The sequence below is a fragment of the Streptomyces monticola genome, from assembly GCF_042665355.1.
GTDB classification, from domain to species: Bacteria; Actinomycetota; Actinomycetes; order Streptomycetales; family Streptomycetaceae; genus Streptomyces; species Streptomyces monticola.
This window is the reverse complement of record NZ_JBHTCF010000016.1, coordinates 81,600-97,681: the sequence shown is the minus strand read 5'-3', so window position 1 is coordinate 97,681 and position 16,082 is coordinate 81,600. Positions and strand designations below refer to the sequence as shown.

Below are 16,082 nucleotides of genomic sequence, written 5' to 3'. Positions count from 1 at the left end.
GCGGAGACTCGGCCGGGGTCCGGGCCGGTGCCGGGCCCAAGGCCGGGCGGGAGGCCGGGCGGTGCGGTGGATGAGCGTGCCTAGGATGCGGGCATGTCCCTGCCGCACGCCATCCTGACCGCGCTGCTCGAAAAGCCCTCGTCCGGGCTCGCGCTGACCCGCAGGTTCGACAAGTCGATCGGCTACTTCTGGTCGGCGACGCACCAGCAGATCTATCGCGAGCTCGGGAAGCTCGAAGAGGGCGGCCTGATCCGGGCGCTGCCGTCGCCGCAGCCGACCCGGGGGCAGAAGAAGGAGTACGAGGTGCTGCCCGCGGGCCGCGCCGAGCTCGCCGCCTGGGTGGACCGGGCGGAGGACCCGAAGCCGATCCGCGATCCGCTGCTGCTGCGGATGCGGGCGGCCGCCGTGGTCGGGCCCGGGGGCCTCGGGGTCGAGCTGAGCCGTCATCTCGCCCTCCATCAGGCGCAGTTGAAGGAATACGAGGAGATCGAGGAGCGGGACTTCCCGGCGGGCGCGCGGGACGGGGCGCAGGACCGGCTGCGGCATCTGGTGCTGCGGGGCGGGATCGAGCTCGAGACGTTCTGGATCGGGTGGATCGAGGAGGCGCTGGCCGGGATGCCGGAGGCGGACTCGGAGCCCGGTGCCTGACGCACGCCAGCGGGGGACGGCCGCCGCCCCCGCCCGCCCCGCGCCTGACGCGTACCGTGCCCGGCTCGCGCCTGCTCCCGGCTCGTGGCCTGCTCCGATCCCGCGCCTGACGCGCGCTGAGCGGCTCGGGGGAAGGCCGCCGCCCCTCCGCTAAGCGCTCCGCGGGGAGTCCGGTATGCACCTGCGGGTGCGTCGTGGCCGGTCGCGCGGTTCCCCGCGCCCCTTTGGGACGCGACGAACCGCACCGGCCGCTGACCCCGCCCGCCCCGAGCCACCAATCCCGTGCCCGACGCGTATCGAGTCCGCCCCCCCTGACCCGTGGCGCGAGCCCGGAGTGTCAGCCGTCCCCGGGTGCCGGCCCCGGCTCATGCGCATGCTTGAGGCGCATCCGGGTGTCGACCACATCGGGTCCCGTGAACTCCCGCCAGAAGCGGTGGCAGGTGACGAACACCGCCAACTCCCGCTCCCGCTGGCGCAGTTTCTCCACCTCCGCCTGTTCGTCCGGGCTCCAGCCCGGTGACGCCGGGCGCTCGACCTTGCGCCAGCCGCCCGTGTCACTGAAGCCGTCGAGGGGCGCGACGGACCAGGGCAGTCGCTTGAGCAGGGCGAGGAGCTCGGCCCTGACCTGGTGCAGCTCCTCCTGCCCCGCGAGGAGGTCATCGGGGAATTCATAGGTCTCAGCCACAACCGCAATGCTACGCCTGTTCGATTTTCCAGGGCGAGGGTCAGCGGGTGGGACTCACACGAACGTGTGTGCCTTCGTGTGCGAGACAACGGTTCACGGGCGGGGCCAGACTGGGGACATGTGCCGAAGCATCAAGACCCTGCGCCCGCCCGCGATCCCCGAGGACGCCACCGAGGACGAGATCCGCGCGGCGGCGCTGCAGTACGTCCGCAAAGTGTCCGGCTTCCGGGCGCCGGCCGCGCACAACCGTGAGGTGTTCGACGAGGCGGTCGATGCGGTCGCCGAGGCCACGCGCAACCTGCTGGAAGGCCTCGTGGTACGCGGACGCCAGTGACCCCGTGCAGCAGGCGGCAGTGACCCCGGGCGGTGGCCCGTATGGATTGGCCCCGTACAGCAGGCGGCGGCAGTGACCCCGTACGGCAGAACTCAGGAGTGCGCGGGGCGCCGCATCAAGTACGCCGCCCCCACCCCGGCGAGGAACAACGCCGCGAGCGACACCCCCGTGGCCAGCCAGGTCGCGCCCAGCCACTGGCCTCCGAAGTAGCCGAGGCCGACGCTGTAGCCGGCCCAGGCCACACCCGCGAGCAGGGACCACGGCAGGAATTCGCGGACGGTGCGATGGGCCGCGCCCGCGCCCAGGGAGACGACCGAGCGCCCGGCCGGGGCGAACCGGGCGATGACGACGAGGATGCCGCCGCCCTTGGCGAGCGCGGTGCCGAGACGTTCCTGCGCGGAGGTGAGGCGGCGTGAGCGGGCGATGGCCCGGTCGAGGCGTTCGCCGCCGCGCCAGGCGAGGCGGTAGGCGACCAGGTCGCCGAGGACGGAGGCCGCCGCCGCACACGCCCCGAGCATCAGCAGATCCGGCACCTGGTGGGCCATCCGGTCCGCAGCGGCGTCGGCGGCCGCGCCCGCGGCGCCCGTGCCGGCCGCGGCGGCGGTGGCCGCGGTGATCACCAGGAGGCCGCTGGGCAGGACCGGCAGGAACACGTCGAAGGCGACGGACAGCGCCACGACGGCGTAGATCCATGGGCTGCCGGTCAGCGACCCCACACTCTCGAGCACCCGAACTCCCCTGAAATGAACAGAGCTCCGCGCCGCGACGTCGCGGTGGAGCGGCAGGGGCGGCCTGAATGACAGCTGTACAGCGTACGCCTGGAGGGACGGCGGAGTTCCACGGGGTCAGGGGTGCCTGGCGCCGCACGTTCACCCGGGTGCCGCGTCCGGGGCGGCGGGCGGCGCCGGAGTCCCGTACCAACAAAGGAAGGGGACGACGAAGGACGGGAGCAGGGCGATGGTGGCAGGGATGCTCGCCGCGGTGAGCGCGGCCGCGGTGCTGGCGGCGGGCGGCGGCCCCATGGGCGCTCGGGACTGCTACTGGATGCGGGCGGAGGCGGACTTCGCGCCGCCGACGGCCTTCATTCCCTCGGAGGCCAAGACGTACGACATGGACCTGGTGCCCGCGGCCTCCCATATCGAGGTGGAGCAGCGCGGCGACGAGGGCGGCACCACGGTCGCCCTGCGGGTGAAGGGGATGAAGGCGGGTCACAAGTACGGCGTGCATGTGCACCAGAAGCCGTGCGGCGCGAAGCCGGAGGACGCCGGCGGTCACTACCAGCACCGCAAGGACCCGGTGCAGCCGTCGAAGAACCCGGCCTACCTCAACCCCGAGAACGAGGTCTGGCTCGACTTCGAGGCCGACGCCGATGGCGCGGCGACGGCCAGGTCCGAGCACAGCTGGTCGTTCCGCCGGGGTGAGGCGGCCTCGGTCGTCCTGCACCGCGCACCGGGCGGTGCAGGCGACCGACTCGCGTGCTTCACAGTGCCGTTCGGCTCGCTTCCGCGGGCTTGAGGTCGGCGACCGTCGAGGGCGTGCCCTGGCTCTCGCCACGGCTGAACAGCCGGTCGAGACCGAAGGCGCCGGAGCCGGTGAAGACCAGGAGCAGGAAGGCCCAGCAGAACATCGCGGACGCCTCGCCGCTGTTCTCCATCGGCCACAGGGCCTCGGGCTGGTGGACCTTGAAGTAGGCGTAGGCCATCGAGCCGGAGGCGATGAACGCGGCGAAGCGGGTGCCGAGGCCGATCAGGACCAGGCCGCCGCCGACGAGCTGGATCACGGCCGCGTACCAGGCGGGCCAGGCCCCGGTCTCGACGGTGCCGCCGCCCATCGCGCCACCGAGTACGCCGAAGAGCGAGGCGGCGCCGTGGCAGGCGAAGAGCAGGCCGACGACGATACGGAACAAGCCGATTGCATAGGGCTGGGCGCTATTGAGACGTCCAGTCATGGGGGGCTCCTTGTGGGGGTCGGTTGGGGACGTAACCGATCGGAGGCCCTAGGTTAGGCGCACCTAATCAATGCTTGCAAGTTCAACATTCTGTCTGTCCCCGGCCTCCGCGGCCGTGCCGGACGCGGTGCGCAGGACGGCCCGCGCCACCGCGTCGGCGTCCGAGAGCGTCACCGAATCGACCCCGGGCCTGGCCCCGGCCGCGGTCACCCAGTGCACTCCCTCGGTGGGCACGCCGAGCGCGAACCGCCTGGGGTGCGGCCGGCTCCGGCGGTTGATGAGCCGGTACGGACGCGGTGTCACATCGAGCCCGCCCGTCTCGTAACCGTCGACGACATGCGGCCGGCACTGGCCGGTCTTGAGCAGGCGCGCGAGCAGTTCGTCGGCGGTGCGCCGCAGATCGGGTTCCGGCAGCCGTGCCTCGATCAGCGCGCTCGCGCGCACCGTGGAACCCGGCACGTCGGGCGAGTGCGCCGTATAGGCCCCTTCGTCGGCCCGAACCTCCATCCGCGGCCCGACCACTTCGAGCACTCCCGCTTCGAGCAGGGCCGTCATCTCCTCGATACGGCGCCGCGGCGGTCCGATGGAGAGGAAGGCGTTCAGGGGGGTGTACCAGCGGTCGAGATGCTCGCGCCGTGAGCTGCCGGTGAGGCCGCCGTGGTCCACGATCTTCCGCAGTTCGTTGCGCAGATCGCGCAGCACGTCGAGGGCGGCCTTGGCGGGACCCGCGACATTGCCGAGCGCCGCCTGCGCGGCGTCCTCGCGCAGATGCCGGATGAGCCAGGAGCGGAAGCCGGCGGGCCCGGTGAAGGCGATACCGCCGTACGGGCGCGAGGTCCGGTCCCAGGACCAGCGCTCCGCCGCGGGCACCCCGAACTCGTCCAGGATGTCCGCCTCTTGGGGATCGCGGTGCGCGGTGGCGAGGAAGCGCGCGCGGAATCCGGCGACCGGCTTCCGCTGGGGCCCGCGCCGATCACGGGAGCGCAGGAGCGCCTCGTAATAGACCGTCTCGACCTCCTTGGCGACCAGCGGCCATATCTCCGCGAGGAAGTCGGGCGGATCGCCGGCGCCGGCGCGCTTCCTGAATCCCTCGATCACGGCGTCGGTCAGGACGAGCGGCTCGTGCCGGCCGTAGGCGCCCTTCGCGTTGTCGCCGCGCGCCTGGTACGGGACGCCGCGCCGCGAGCCCGCGTACAGCTTCGGCTCCCGGCCCGACGGCAGATAGCGCAGCCCCGTGCCCTCGGGTACGAAGCGGCCGCCGCGGCCCGCGGTCAACAGGGCCATGTGGTCGAAGAAGTTGAGGCCGAGCCCGCGCAGGAGCACGGGGGTGCCGGGTGCGAGCGGGGAGAGGTCGAGGTCGGCCGGGTTGGCCGGCGGGAAGTAGTGCAGGGCATGCCGCTCGGCGTGCGCGGCGAGCCGCTCCTGTGCGGGGCAGCCGACGGCCGGCAGATGGCCCTGGGCGAGCACCACGGCGCCGAGGCCGGTGAGTTCGGTGCCGTCGGAGAGGCTGAGGGACTGGGGGCCGCCGGGGCTCGGCTCGGCCAGGCGGACCGCGCGGGCCCGGTGCACCTCGACCCGGACCGACTCGGGGGAGCGGCCGACCGTGTCGGCGAAGACCCACTCCAGATAGCGGCCGTAAAGGGCGCGGGTCGGATAGTCGTCGGGGCCGAGGGCGGGACTCGTGTGCGCGGCGGCCCATTCGTACAGGCTCGGCCCCTGCCGTATCGGACCCTCGCAGTCGACGCTGGGGTCGGTGAACAGGGTGACCTGCGAGGCGACCGTGTTCATCAGGAGCTCACCGGACTGCGCGGTCCGCCACACCTGTCCGGCACCCGGCGGCGCCGGGTCCACCATGTGCACGGTGAGCCGGCTGTCCGCGGGCAGCAGTTCGGTGGCCGAGGCGCACAGGCGCTCAAGGACGCTGGTACCGCGGGGCCCTGCGCCGACGACGGCGACGGAGAGATGTGCAGTCGCGGACAAGGATGCAACTCCCGGGGCGGATGAGCGGTATGCGGTTCCTGTGACCACCGCTACCGGTGTGCTGGAAGCGGATCGTCCGCCTCATCATGCCGTCGGAGGGAGAAGTGTCGTAGACCTGGGCGGAGATCGGAGGCCGGTGTGGTCCGGATCACGCCACAGTGTTTGGGCGGGTGATGGTGGTTTGTTCGCAGCCGTCCCCCGTGGCCCGCGGGATCTCGGCCCCGCCCGCGCCCGCCGCCGGACCTCCGCCGCCCGCGACCCGCCACCCCTGCCTGCCGTCCCTGCCCGCCGTCCCGCTCCGGGTCCGCGTCACCCCGAGATGGCCGACTCGTGCACCGTCTCCAGACGCCCGCCCTTGCCGCGCACCGCACGCGCCCGGTCGAGGCGGAGCGTGCCCGCGCGTCCGCGCAGGGTCAGGGTCATCAGGTGGTTGCCGAACCAGGGGCCGCCCGTCCTGCGCCAGTTGACCTTCGTGCGGGCCGTGCGGCCGTGGCGGGCGAAACGGCGGCCGAGTGCGCGGCCCGCGCGGCTCCAGCCGAAGCGGAAGCCCAGCTTTATCGCGACATGGATGGAGTTGTGCATGGGGGAGCAGGTCAGCTGCAGCACCCGGGCGTCGGGGCGTGGGCCGTCCGCGCCGGGGCCGTCGGCGCCGTCGGTGCCGGGCCAGGTGGGCTCGGCGATGTAGGCGTGGTGGACGTCGCCGGAGAGCACGCACACGGAGGCCGGTGCCTGCGGTCCGCTGCCCGCCTCGGCGATCAGATCGGTGAGCGCCGCGAACGACGCCGGGAAGGCGGGCCAGTGCTCCAGGTCGCTGCGCCGGCGCAGGTCCTCGGCGAACCGGGCCCAGCGCGCGCCCCGCTCCCCGCGCGCGAGCGCCGCGTTCCAGCCCTCGGCGTCATGGACGAGGTGCGGCAGGAGCCAGGGCAGCGAGGTGCCGATGAGGAGGTGGTCGTACGAGCCGGGCGCGTCCAGGGCCTGCTCGCGCAGCCACTGCTCCTCGGCCGTGTCGAGCATCGCGCGCCGTGACTCCTCCAGGACCCGGGCCGCCCGGGTGTCGACCATCAGCAGGCGTACCCGGCCGAAGTCGCGGCGGTAGCTCCAGCGGCAGGTCGCCGGGTCCTCGTCGGCAGCGGCGGCGAAGGTGCGCAGGGCGTCGGTGCCGTCGGGGGTCGCGCGCACCGCGGCGTACACGGGGTCGGACTCGATCTCGGCGGGCGGCAGATTGCCCAGGTGCTGATAGACCCAGTACGACATCAGGCCGCTGAGGATTCGCTCGCGCCACCACGGCGTGGCCCGCATCTCGGCGACCCAGGCGGCGCTGGTGTTCCAGTCGTCGATCACATCGTGGTCGTCGAAGATCATGCAGCTGGGCACGGTGGAGAGCAGCCAGCGCACTTCGGGGTCGAGCCAGGACTCGTCGTAGAGCCGGGTGTACTCCTCGTAGTCCGCGACCTGTGCGCCCGGGGGCTCGCGCAGATCGCGGCGGGCGGCCAGCCACTGCCGGGTCGCGGGAGAGGTCATGTCCGCGTACACCTGGTCGCCCAGGAGGACCAGGACATCCGGGCGCTCGGCCTCCGGCTGCGCGGCGAGCCGCACGGCCAGGGTGTCCAGGGCGTCGGGCCCCATCGGGTCGCGCTCACCGGTCGGCGAGATCGCCCAGCGGCAGGAGCCGAAGGAGACCCGCACCTCTTCGGCGGGCCCGTCCGGGGTGCGGATCGTGGACGGCGGGAAAGGCGAGTCGTCCAGGGGCCAGACGCGATGGCCGTCGAGCAGTACTTCGTACGCCGTCTCCGTGCCCGGCGTGAGGCCGGTGACCGGGATCAGTGCGTAGTGATGGCCGGCCACCTGGAAGGTGGGGACTGTGCCCTTCGAGCCGTCGGCGCAGCGCACCTCGGCGGTGGCGGGCCGGTCGGACTCGACCCAGACGGTCGCCGCCGACCCGTCGACGTATCTCAGCAGGGGTCCAAGGCGCAGCCCGGCCATGTGATCACTCTCCTCCATCGCCCCGTACGGTACGGAACGACGGAGGAGAGCGGAGAGGTTCCGCGAACCTCGGCGTGAAGGGACCCGCCGGGGACCCGCAGGGGGACGCGCCGAGTATCCGCCGGGGGAGCTGTCAGGGCGGGTCAGCAGCCGTTCAGAACGCCTTCGAGGGCCTTCTTCTCGGCGGAGTCCACCGTCATCTCGTAGTGGTGCTTGGTCTCCACCCACATCCGGGCGTAGACGCAGTTGTACGAGGACTTCGGCGGCAGCCACTCCGCCGGGTCCTTGTCGCCCTTCTCCTGGTTGACGTTGTCCGTGACCGCGATCAGCTGCGGCCGGGTCAGGTCGTTGGCGAAGCCCTCGCGCTGGTCCGTGGTCCAGGAGCTCGCGCCGGAGCGCCAGGCCTCGGCGAGCGGCACGATGTGGTCGATGTCCACGTCGGCGGCCGCGGTCCAGGTCTCGCCGTCGTACTCCGAGAACCAGCTGCCGGAGGTCGCCGCGCAGCTGGAGTCCTGCTCGACGTCCTTGCCGTCCCGCTTGAGGACGGTCTCACGGGTGTTGCAGGCGCCTTCCTGGGCGCTCCAGTGCGGGAACTTCTCCCGGCTGTAGCCGTCCGACGAGCCCTCGGCCTGCTCGGTGAGCTGGCCGAGGTAGGTACGGGCGGTGGCCGCGTCGACGGGGGTGGGCGGGGCGGCCTGGGCGGGCGAGCCGGAGAGCAGCGCGGTGGCCGATATCAGCCCCGCGGCCGAGGCGAGGACGGCGATACGACGGCCGCTGGGACGGGTGCTGCGGTGAGCGGAGCGTCGACGCGCGTAGACACCTGACATGCGAACTCCCTGTGTGTGGGGGGATATTGGCCGCTTCGGGCCACGCCATGGTGGCGCTCCGGGGTTTCCGTGGGGTAAGCGCCAAGTGACAGGGTCGCGTCAATGGCGCGCACACATCAAGAGTTCTGTCGCATCGTCATGAGGGCACCGGCGTCCGGGAGTTGGGGATATGTGGTACAGCTCACTCCGTACCGGGACGAAAGGCCCTGGAGTTGCCGGGGAGAAGGTCGCGTACGATGGACGGCGCAGAAGGGGAGTAGCTCTTCGCCGGACCGTCGACATACTGCTCAGCTCGCCTGAGCCGGCGCCCGGAGGCCGTCCTGTCCGTCAGGACCGCCAGCGAGACCTTCGGCAAGCAGTGCCAGGCATGTGCGTACGCAGTCGTACATGCACCAGAGCGCTGCCGTGCCGAGGTCGTATGCGTAACCACGCAGGAAACTCTCGGCGGGGCGGCCCGACCGATTGAGGAACCTTGATCAGCTTCAGCGTCACGGCGCTTGTCTTCGGCGTCGTCTTCCTCGCCGAACTCCCGGACAAGACCGCACTCGCCGGGCTCGTCCTCGGCACCCGCTACCGCGCCTCGTATGTCTTCGCCGGTGTCGCCGCCGCCTTCGCGGTGCACGTCGCGCTCGCCATCGCGGCGGGCAGTGTCCTCACGCTCCTGCCGAGCCGTCTCGTCCAGGCCCTCACCGGCGTGCTCTTCCTGGCCGGCGCGCTCGTCCTGCTGATGAAGAAGGACGAGGACGAGGAGGAGATCAGGCAGCCCGAGAACCAGAGCTTCTGGAAGGTCTCGGGCGCCGGCTTCATGCTCATCCTGGTCGCCGAGTTCGGTGATCTCACGCAGATCATGACGGCCAACCTCGCCGCCAGGTACGACGACCCCGTCTCCGTCGGCCTCGGCGCCGTGCTCGCCCTGTGGGCCGTGGCGGGAATCGGCATCGTCGGTGGTCAGGCCCTGATGAAGCGTGTGCCGCTGAAGCTGATCACCAAGATCGCGGCCGTGGTGATGCTGGCGCTCGCCGGATTCAGTCTGTACGAGGCCGTGGCGCCGTGACCTGCGGTGTCATGGGCCGGACCGGAGCCGTGACCTGCGGTGCCGTGGGCCGGTCCGGAGTCGCGAGCCCCGGTGTCATGGCCCGGTCCGGAGTCGCGGGCCCCGGTGTCATGGCCCGGTCCGGAGTCGCGAGCCGCGGTGTCATGGGCCGGTCCGGAGTCGCGAGCCGCGGTGTCATGGCCCGGTCCGGAGTCGCGGGCCCCGGTGTCATGGCCCGGTCCGGAGTCGCGGGCCCCGGTGTCATGGCCCGGCCCGGAGCCGCCGTGGCCGGAATCGGGCAACCCGGTGGCGCGGGGCCCGACCGGTTTTGTATCGTGTAGGAACAAAGTGGTCCTCGCCCGTTTTCCCTGACCGGCGGGCGGGACCGCCTTGTTTCTTCCGCCGCTGCCTTCCCTGCGGCCGCTGTTCTGCCTGCCGCTGTTTTTCGTCCGGCGTTTCCCTCCGCCCCGTTCAGGAGCATCCCGATGACGGCCACCACCGCCACCGTTCTGACCGCACGCGCCCTTCTTCTCGACATGGACGGCACGATCGTCAACTCCGACGCCGTGGTGGAGCGCTGCTGGCGCCGCTGGTCCGAACGGCACGGTCTGGACTTCGACGAGGTCATCAAGGTCGTGCACGGGCGGCAGGGTTACGCCTCCATGGCGGTGCTGCTGCCGGAGCGGCCCATGGAGGAGAACTACGCCGAGAACCGCGAGATGCTCGCCCAGGAGACCGCCGACGTCGAGGGTGTCGTCCCGGTCGGCGGCGCCCCGGCGTTCATGGACGCCATCCGCGATCTGCCGCACGCCCTGGTCACCTCCGCCGACCTGGCCCTCGCCACCGCCCGGATGAACGCCGCGGAACTGCGGATGCCGCTCACCCGGATCACCGCCGAGTCCGTCGGCGCCAGCAAGCCCGACCCCGAGGGCTTCCTCAAGGGCGCCGCCGAGCTGGGCATCGACCCCGCGGACTGCGTGGTCTTCGAGGACTCCGGGGCCGGTGTCGCGGCGGGCCGCGCCGCGGGCATGCGCGTGATCGGCGTCGGCCCGCGCGCGGCGGCGTACGCACCCACCGCGCACGTCACCGACCTCAGCCAGGTCCGGGTCGAGGCGGCCGGTGACGGCACGCTGCGGCTCCACATCGCCGCCTCGGCCGTCTGACCTTCACGTTTACGAGGGCCTTACCGGGAGCCGGAGCCCCGCACGAGGAACTGGCCCGGCACGAGGAACTGGCCCGGCACGAGGTGCCGGGCCCGGCACGAGGAACTGGCCCGGCACGAGGACCCGGCCCGGCACGAGCAACTGGCCGGGGAGCCGCGGGGCTATGGCTCCTTCGTCTGCGACTCCAGGGCCTTGCGCGTCGCGGGACCGTACACGCCCCGCTCGTCGCCCTCCACCTGGGACGCGTACTGGTAGCGCGTCACCGCGTCCGTGACCAGGAAGTCGTACCGGCCGTTCGCCGGCCCCCCGTAGAGATAGAGCTGCCTGAGGCGTTCCTGGAGTTCGCGGACCTCGGGGCCCTTGTCGCCCTCCCGCAGGACGGGCGGCGCCGCGGATCTTGAAGGGGTGCTGACCGTGCCGGTGGCGGCGGCCGTCGGAGGCGGCGGCGCGGACGCGGACTTCGTGGGCGGCGCCGATCTCGTCGACGACGGGGGCGCCGCGGCCGCCCGGGACGGGGACGGCTCCCGCCTGGGGGACGCGGAGTGCGTCGGGGTCCGGCTCGCCGTCGCCGCCGCCGTGCTGGCCGGTGCCGTGCTCGGGTGGTCGGGCAGCGCGCGCTCGCGGTCGGGGTCCGAGGAGAACAGGCCGGTCGCCACCACGGTGACGACGACGACCGCGAGGGCGGCGCCCGCCGCGGTGAGCAGGGCGGGGGTGCGGCGGCGTCCGGGGCGGTCTTGATGGGGCCCCGGATCCGGCTCCGGCACTGGTTGCGCCGCCGGCCCCGGCGTTCCTTCCGGCACTGGTTCCGCCGTCGGCCCCGCCGCTTGTTCGGCCGCTTGTTCCGGCGCTGATTGCGGGGCTTGCGGCGCCGTATCCCGTGTCGGCCGTGGTGCCGCCGTGGACTCCCGGCCGTGGCGGGTGTGAACCGCCGGTCGGCTGGAGACCCGTGGCTGATCGGTGTCGGCCGGTCCTGTTCCGGTTCCGTGCTCTGAATCGTCGTCCGGCTTGTCGACCGGGCCGCTGTCCGGCTCTTCGACCGGGCCGTCGTCCGGCTCGTCGGAGTCGGGGAGTGACACGTAGGGCCGTATCCGCAGGGGATCGAAGTCCTCCGCGGCCGCGGCCTCGGCGGAGCGGGTGTCGCGTACCGCCTCGGCAGCGCGCAGGCCGCAGGGGCAGGCCGGGCCGCCGTCCGGGCTCCTGGGCGTACCGCACTGCGGGCATTTCCGGGCGCTCACTGGTGGCCCCCCTCCCTCGGCCCCGCGGGCTCCCGGCGATTATGCAGCTCCTGACCCGCCCAGCCCAGGGCCCTCGGGAGCCACTCGACAGGCCATAACCGGCCATACCGACCAGGATGGAAGGTGAAACGAGCTCCAGCGGCCCGAGCCGGGCTCACCAGGACGAGCTCCGGCAACCGGGCCCCCGGAGGCTTGAGGAGGAGGCGTCGATGGCGACGGACGTGAGCGAACGGGCCGCCGTGCCCGGTGCCGGGCAGGCCAGGAGCGGGGTGCTCGTCTCCATCGGGGCGCTGCTGCTCGGCATGCTGATCGCCGCGCTCGACCAGACCATCGTGGCGACCGCGCTGCCGACCATCGTCAGTGACCTCGGCGGCATGAGCCATCTGTCGTGGGTGGTCACGGCGTACATGCTCGCCGCCACCGCGGCCACCCCGCTGTGGGGCAAGCTCGGCGACCAGTACGGGCGCAAGAAGCTCTTCCAGACCGCGATCGTGATCTTCCTGGTGGGCTCCGCACTGTGCGGCATGGCGCAGGGCATGGGGCAGCTGATCGGTTTCCGGGCGCTGCAGGGACTGGGCGGCGGCGGCCTGATGGTGCTGTCGATGGCGATCGTCGGCGATATCGTGCCGCCGCGTGAACGGGGCAAGTACCAGGGTCTGTTCGGCGCGGTCTTCGGTACGACGAGCGTCCTCGGGCCCCTGCTCGGCGGGCTCTTCGTGGACCATCTGTCGTGGCGCTGGGTGTTCTACGTCAATCTGCCGATCGGTGTCGTCGCGCTGCTCGTCATCGCCGCGGCCCTGCACATCCCGGTCCGCTCGCAGAAGCACACCATCGACTACCTCGGCACGTTCCTGATCGCGTCGGTCGCCACCTGTCTGATCCTGGTCGCCTCGCTCGGCGGCAAGACCTGGGCCTGGGGCTCGGCGCAGCTGATCGGCACGGCGGTGCTCGGCGCGGTGCTGCTCGTGGCGTTCGTGGCGGTGGAGCGCAGGGCCGCGGAGCCGGTGCTTCCGCTGAAGCTGTTCAAGATCCGCACCTTCGCCCTGTCCGCGGCGATCAGCTTTGTGATCGGCTTCGCGATGTTCGGCGGCATGACCTATCTGCCGACGTTCCTTCAGGTCGTACGGGGTGTGTCACCGACCATGTCGGGTGTCCACATGCTGCCGATGGTGCTCGGTGTCTTTCTCGCCTCCACCGGCTCCGGGCAGATCGTCAGCCGCACCGGGCGCTGGAAGGTGTTCCCGGTCCTCGGCACCGCCGTCACCACCATCGGTCTGCTGCTCCTTCACCAGCTGAAGGAGACCACCGGTGACCTGGAGATGAGCGTCTACTTCTTCGTGTTCGGCTTCGGACTCGGCCTGGTCATGCAGGTTCTCGTGCTGATCGTGCAGAACGCGGTCTCGTACGAGGACCTGGGCGTCGCCACCTCGGGCGCCACCTTCTTCCGCTCCATCGGCGCCTCCTTCGGCGTCGCGGTCTTCGGCACGATCTTCACCAGCCGGCTCGACGACAAGCTCACCGACGCCCTCGCAGGCAAGGTGCCTCCGGGTACGCCCGCGGCCCTGGAGGCCGATCCACGGGCGATGGCCCAACTGCCGCCCGAACTGCGGCCGGTGGCGCTGCACGCCTACTCGACCTCCATCACCGATGTCTTCCTGTACGCCGCCCCGGTCGTCGTCCTGGCCTTCGTGCTGACCTGGTTCCTGAAGGAGGACCCGCTGCGCGGCTCGGTCACCGCGCCGGAGCTGAGCGAGACCGTCGCGAGCAACCCGGTCGAGCGCTCGTCCCGTGACGAGGTGATGCGCGCCCTGTCCGTGCTCGGCTCCCGCGAGGGCCGCCGCGACCTCTACGAGAAGATCACCGCGACGGCGGGCTACGACCTGCTGCCCGCGTCGAGCTGGCTGCTCCTGCGCATCAAGCGGCATGGCATCGTCGAGCCCGCCCGGCTCGCGGAGTCCAGCGAGGTGCCGTTGAAGGTCATCCAGGCCGCGGCCCGGCAGGTCGAGGTGCGCCATCTGGCCCGGCGCGAGGGCCTCGGCCTGCTGCTGACCGACGAGGGCGCCGAAGCCGCGCAGAAGCTGGCCGCGGCGCGTGAGGACTCCCTCGCCGAACTGCTCGGCGACTGGTGGGACCCGGAGCGGCCCACCGATCTGCGCGAGCTGGTCGCCGAGCTGGGCGCCGAGCTGTCCGGCTCCGACGGTGAGCGCCCGCACAACGGCACGGTCAACTCGCCCGGGCACCAGGTGACTTGAGCCCGCCGCGGGTGCGGCGCTGACGTGCGTAACCGATGAGGGCGAGCGCGACGGTCAGGGCGCCGGTCGAGATCAGCTGCACCCGGGTGTCGGGCTCCTTCGCCATCAGGACCAGGATGGCGGCCATCCCGGCGAGCGCCGCCCAGGTCAGGAACGGGAACAGCCACATGCGGACCACCAGCGTCTCGGGGGCGTCGCGCTCGAGGCGGCGCCGGGTGCGCAGCTCCGCCACCGCGATGAAGATCCAGACGACCAGGAAGGCCGCGCCGATGATGTTCAGGAGCCAGGCGAACACGGTGTCCGGCCACCAGTAGCTGAGCAGCGTCGTCACGAAGCCGAAGAAGGCCGTGGCGAGGACGGCGGCGCGCGGCACCCCGCGGCCCCAGGTGCGGTGCAGGATGCCGGGGCCCTCGCCGCGGCCCGCGAGGGAGTAGGCGATGCGCGAGGCGCCGTAGATGTTGGCGTTCATCGCGGAGAGCAGGGCGATGAGGACGACGACGTCCATGATCCGGCCGGCTGCCGGGATCTGCAGATAGTCGAGCACGGCGACATAGGGGCCCTTCTCCTTGACCTCGGGGTCGTTCCAGGGCACCAGCGTCACGATCACCGCCATCGAGCCGATGTAGAAGATCGCGATCCGCCACATCGCCGTCCGCACGGCCTTGGCGACACCCTGCACCGGGTTCTCGGACTCGGCCGCGGCGATGGTCACCGTCTCCAGGCCGCCGTACGCGAAGACGGAGGTGAGCAGGCCGACGATCAGGCCGTCGAAGCCGTTGGGCAGAAAGCCGCCGTGGCCGGTGAGGTTGGCGGTGCCGGGGGCGTCGGTGCCGGGGAGCAGGCCCGCGATGGCGAGGACGCCGATGGCCAGGAAGAGCGTGATCGCGACGACCTTCAGGGTGGCGAACCAGAACTCGAACTCACCGAAGTTGCCGACGGCGGTGAGGTTGGTGACGCAGAAGACCACCATGAACAGGGCGGCCCACATCCAGTCCGGCGTCGAGGGGAACCAGCCCGTCATGACGCCCGCGGCGCCGATCGCCTCGGCGCCCACACCGACGCTGAGCAGCACCCAGAAGACCCATCCCACCGTGAACCCCGCCCACGGCCCGATGGCCCGCTCGGCGTGCACCGAGAACGAACCGGACGCCGGATGCGCCGCCGACATCTCACCGAGCATGCGCATCACCAGCATGACGAGCAGCCCGGAGAGGACATACGCGATCACGATCGAAGGGCCCGCGGCCGCGATGCCGGCGCCCGAGCCGACGAAGAGGCCGGCGCCGATCACCCCGCCGAGGGCAATCATGGACAGGTGGCGCTGTTTGAGGCCGTGCGCGAGATGGGCGTTGTTGTCCTGTTGCATCCCTTATGTCTAATACATCGGGGAAGCCTCGCCGAACACGCCGCACAGCTGCTTGCCGTACCAGCGCTCGCTGTAGGGGCCGGTGTCGGCGTACGCGGGGATCCGCCGGAAGCCGTGTCGCTCGTACAGCGCGTGCGACTCCGTCAGGTCATGGCGGGTGTCGAGCACCAGCTCACGGGCGCCGAAGCCGAGTGCCGCCCGCTCCGCCGCCGGCATGAGCACCGAGCCGCCGCCCTTGCCGCGCATGCCGGGCAGGAGAAACACCCGCGTCAGCTCGGCCCGTACGCCGTCGAGCAGCCGCACTCCCGCGGTCCCCGCCGCCACCCCTTCGTACCGGGCGACCAGGAGCACGCCGGTGGGCGGGGCGAGATCGGCGCCGCTCTGTGACGCGATGCCGCGCTCCAGCTCGTCGGGGTCCGTCGCGTGCCCGGACTCGCGCTCGTACCAGCGGTCGCTGACCTCGGTGTAGTACGCCCGCCACAGGGCCGCAGCGGTGGGCGAGTCGTACGGTTCGGCCGCGACGGTCCAGGGGCTCATGCGGGCGAGCATGCGGGATGCCGGGGGCGGGCGGCAATCGGATATCCGCCGGGACCGCGGGCGTGCCGGGGCGGTTTGCGGTGGCGCCGCG

At 72.0% G+C, this 16,082-nt stretch carries 15 protein-coding genes; 6 read left to right on the top strand and 9 right to left on the bottom strand.

The genetic code is table 11. The annotated features are described in order from the left end of the window. Positions 1 to 93 precede the first annotated feature (93 nt). Positions 94 to 648, top strand: a complete 555-nt coding sequence (locus ACFQVC_RS30545) for a PadR family transcriptional regulator (RefSeq protein WP_381836629.1) — start codon at positions 94 to 96, stop codon at positions 646 to 648. Between the two features lie 337 nt (positions 649 to 985). Here the strand turns inward: ACFQVC_RS30545 and ACFQVC_RS30540 are convergent, their stop codons facing one another. Continuing rightward, the gene (locus tag ACFQVC_RS30540; RefSeq protein ID WP_381836627.1) at positions 986 to 1,333 is read right to left on the bottom strand and encodes a hypothetical protein; all 348 of its coding nucleotides are present in this window, start codon (positions 1,331 to 1,333) and stop codon (positions 986 to 988) included. A 118-nt stretch (positions 1,334 to 1,451) separates the two neighbouring features. Between ACFQVC_RS30540 and ACFQVC_RS30535 the strand changes: the two genes are divergently transcribed. After that, a complete protein-coding gene (locus ACFQVC_RS30535) occupies positions 1,452 to 1,667 on the top strand; it encodes a DUF2277 domain-containing protein (protein WP_381836625.1) in 216 nt (71 codons plus the stop codon). 92 nt (positions 1,668 to 1,759) lie between these two features. On the opposite strand, the gene ACFQVC_RS30530 is transcribed toward ACFQVC_RS30535, so the two are convergent. Further along, on the bottom strand, positions 1,760 to 2,395 hold the full coding sequence (locus ACFQVC_RS30530) for a DedA family protein (protein ID WP_381836623.1): 636 nt from the start codon (positions 2,393 to 2,395) through the stop codon (positions 1,760 to 1,762). A gap of 229 nt (positions 2,396 to 2,624) precedes the next feature. Here ACFQVC_RS30530 and ACFQVC_RS30525 point away from each other — a divergent pair, with 229 nt between their 5' ends. After that, complete coding sequence (locus ACFQVC_RS30525) at positions 2,625 to 3,182, top strand: superoxide dismutase family protein (RefSeq protein ID WP_381836621.1); 558 nt, start codon at positions 2,625 to 2,627, stop codon at positions 3,180 to 3,182. Here ACFQVC_RS30525 and ACFQVC_RS30520 read toward each other — a convergent pair. The 4 genes from ACFQVC_RS30520 to ACFQVC_RS30505 form a co-directional block, all read right to left on the bottom strand. After that, positions 3,148 to 3,615, bottom strand: a complete 468-nt coding sequence (locus ACFQVC_RS30520) for a DoxX family protein (protein WP_381836619.1) — start codon at positions 3,613 to 3,615, stop codon at positions 3,148 to 3,150. The two genes, ACFQVC_RS30525 and ACFQVC_RS30520, sit on opposite strands and share 35 nt — an antisense overlap. 63 nt (positions 3,616 to 3,678) lie before the next feature. Next, on the bottom strand, positions 3,679 to 5,595 hold the full coding sequence (locus tag ACFQVC_RS30515) for an FAD/NAD(P)-binding protein (protein WP_381836617.1): 1,917 nt from the start codon (positions 5,593 to 5,595) through the stop codon (positions 3,679 to 3,681). Positions 5,596 to 5,904: 309 nt separating this feature from the next. Next, positions 5,905 to 7,578: an alkaline phosphatase D family protein gene (locus ACFQVC_RS30510; RefSeq protein WP_381836837.1), complete on the bottom strand. Its 1,674-nt coding sequence runs from the start codon at positions 7,576 to 7,578 to the stop codon at positions 5,905 to 5,907. Between the two features lie 143 nt (positions 7,579 to 7,721). Continuing rightward, positions 7,722 to 8,405, bottom strand: a complete 684-nt coding sequence (locus ACFQVC_RS30505) for an HNH endonuclease family protein (RefSeq protein WP_381836615.1) — start codon at positions 8,403 to 8,405, stop codon at positions 7,722 to 7,724. 472 nt (positions 8,406 to 8,877) lie between these two features. On the opposite strand from ACFQVC_RS30505, the gene ACFQVC_RS30500 reads away from it, so the two are divergent. After that, a complete protein-coding gene (locus ACFQVC_RS30500) occupies positions 8,878 to 9,459 on the top strand; it encodes a TMEM165/GDT1 family protein (RefSeq protein ID WP_381836613.1) in 582 nt (193 codons plus the stop codon). A gap of 464 nt (positions 9,460 to 9,923) precedes the next feature. Then, the gene (locus ACFQVC_RS30495; RefSeq protein ID WP_381836611.1) at positions 9,924 to 10,601 is read left to right on the top strand and encodes an HAD-IA family hydrolase; all 678 of its coding nucleotides are present in this window, start codon (positions 9,924 to 9,926) and stop codon (positions 10,599 to 10,601) included. Between the two features lie 161 nt (positions 10,602 to 10,762). On the opposite strand, the gene ACFQVC_RS30490 is transcribed toward ACFQVC_RS30495, so the two are convergent. Further along, positions 10,763 to 11,836, bottom strand: coding sequence for a peptidoglycan-binding protein (locus ACFQVC_RS30490; RefSeq protein WP_381836609.1), 1,074 nt, complete (start codon positions 11,834 to 11,836; stop codon positions 10,763 to 10,765). Between the two features lie 209 nt (positions 11,837 to 12,045). Here ACFQVC_RS30490 and ACFQVC_RS30485 point away from each other — a divergent pair, with 209 nt between their 5' ends. Next, positions 12,046 to 14,088 carry an MDR family MFS transporter gene (locus ACFQVC_RS30485; protein ID WP_381836607.1) on the top strand — a complete coding sequence of 681 codons (2,043 nt, stop codon included), beginning with the start codon at positions 12,046 to 12,048 and terminating at the stop codon, positions 14,086 to 14,088. Here ACFQVC_RS30485 and ACFQVC_RS30480 read toward each other — a convergent pair. Both ACFQVC_RS30480 and ACFQVC_RS30475 read right to left on the bottom strand, forming a co-directional pair. After that, complete coding sequence (locus ACFQVC_RS30480) at positions 14,060 to 15,454, bottom strand: amino acid permease (protein ID WP_381836605.1); 1,395 nt, start codon at positions 15,452 to 15,454, stop codon at positions 14,060 to 14,062. The genes ACFQVC_RS30485 and ACFQVC_RS30480 overlap by 29 nt on opposite strands. Positions 15,455 to 15,463: 9 nt before the next feature. Then, the gene (locus ACFQVC_RS30475; protein ID WP_381836603.1) at positions 15,464 to 15,991 is read right to left on the bottom strand and encodes a GNAT family N-acetyltransferase; all 528 of its coding nucleotides are present in this window, start codon (positions 15,989 to 15,991) and stop codon (positions 15,464 to 15,466) included. Between the last annotated feature and the right edge of the window lie 91 nt (positions 15,992 to 16,082).

Bases quoted from the DNA above. Each gene is read 5' to 3' on its own strand.
- ACFQVC_RS30535 (WP_381836625.1), top strand. From the start codon at position 1,452: ATGTGCCGAAGCATCAAGACCCTGCGCCCGCCCGCGATCCCCGAGGAC.
- ACFQVC_RS30475 (WP_381836603.1), bottom strand. From the start codon at position 15,991: ATGAGCCCCTGGACCGTCGCGGCCGAACCGTACGACTCGCCCACCGCT.
- ACFQVC_RS30495 (WP_381836611.1), top strand. From the start codon at position 9,924: ATGACGGCCACCACCGCCACCGTTCTGACCGCACGCGCCCTTCTTCTC.
- ACFQVC_RS30505 (WP_381836615.1), bottom strand. From the start codon at position 8,405: ATGTCAGGTGTCTACGCGCGTCGACGCTCCGCTCACCGCAGCACCCGT.
- ACFQVC_RS30510 (WP_381836837.1), bottom strand. From the start codon at position 7,578: ATGGCCGGGCTGCGCCTTGGACCCCTGCTGAGATACGTCGACGGGTCG.
- ACFQVC_RS30520 (WP_381836619.1), bottom strand. From the start codon at position 3,615: ATGACTGGACGTCTCAATAGCGCCCAGCCCTATGCAATCGGCTTGTTC.
- ACFQVC_RS30480 (WP_381836605.1), bottom strand. From the start codon at position 15,454: ATGCAACAGGACAACAACGCCCATCTCGCGCACGGCCTCAAACAGCGC.
- ACFQVC_RS30485 (WP_381836607.1), top strand. From the start codon at position 12,046: ATGGCGACGGACGTGAGCGAACGGGCCGCCGTGCCCGGTGCCGGGCAG.
- ACFQVC_RS30545 (WP_381836629.1), top strand. From the start codon at position 94: ATGTCCCTGCCGCACGCCATCCTGACCGCGCTGCTCGAAAAGCCCTCG.
- ACFQVC_RS30525 (WP_381836621.1), top strand. From the start codon at position 2,625: ATGGTGGCAGGGATGCTCGCCGCGGTGAGCGCGGCCGCGGTGCTGGCG.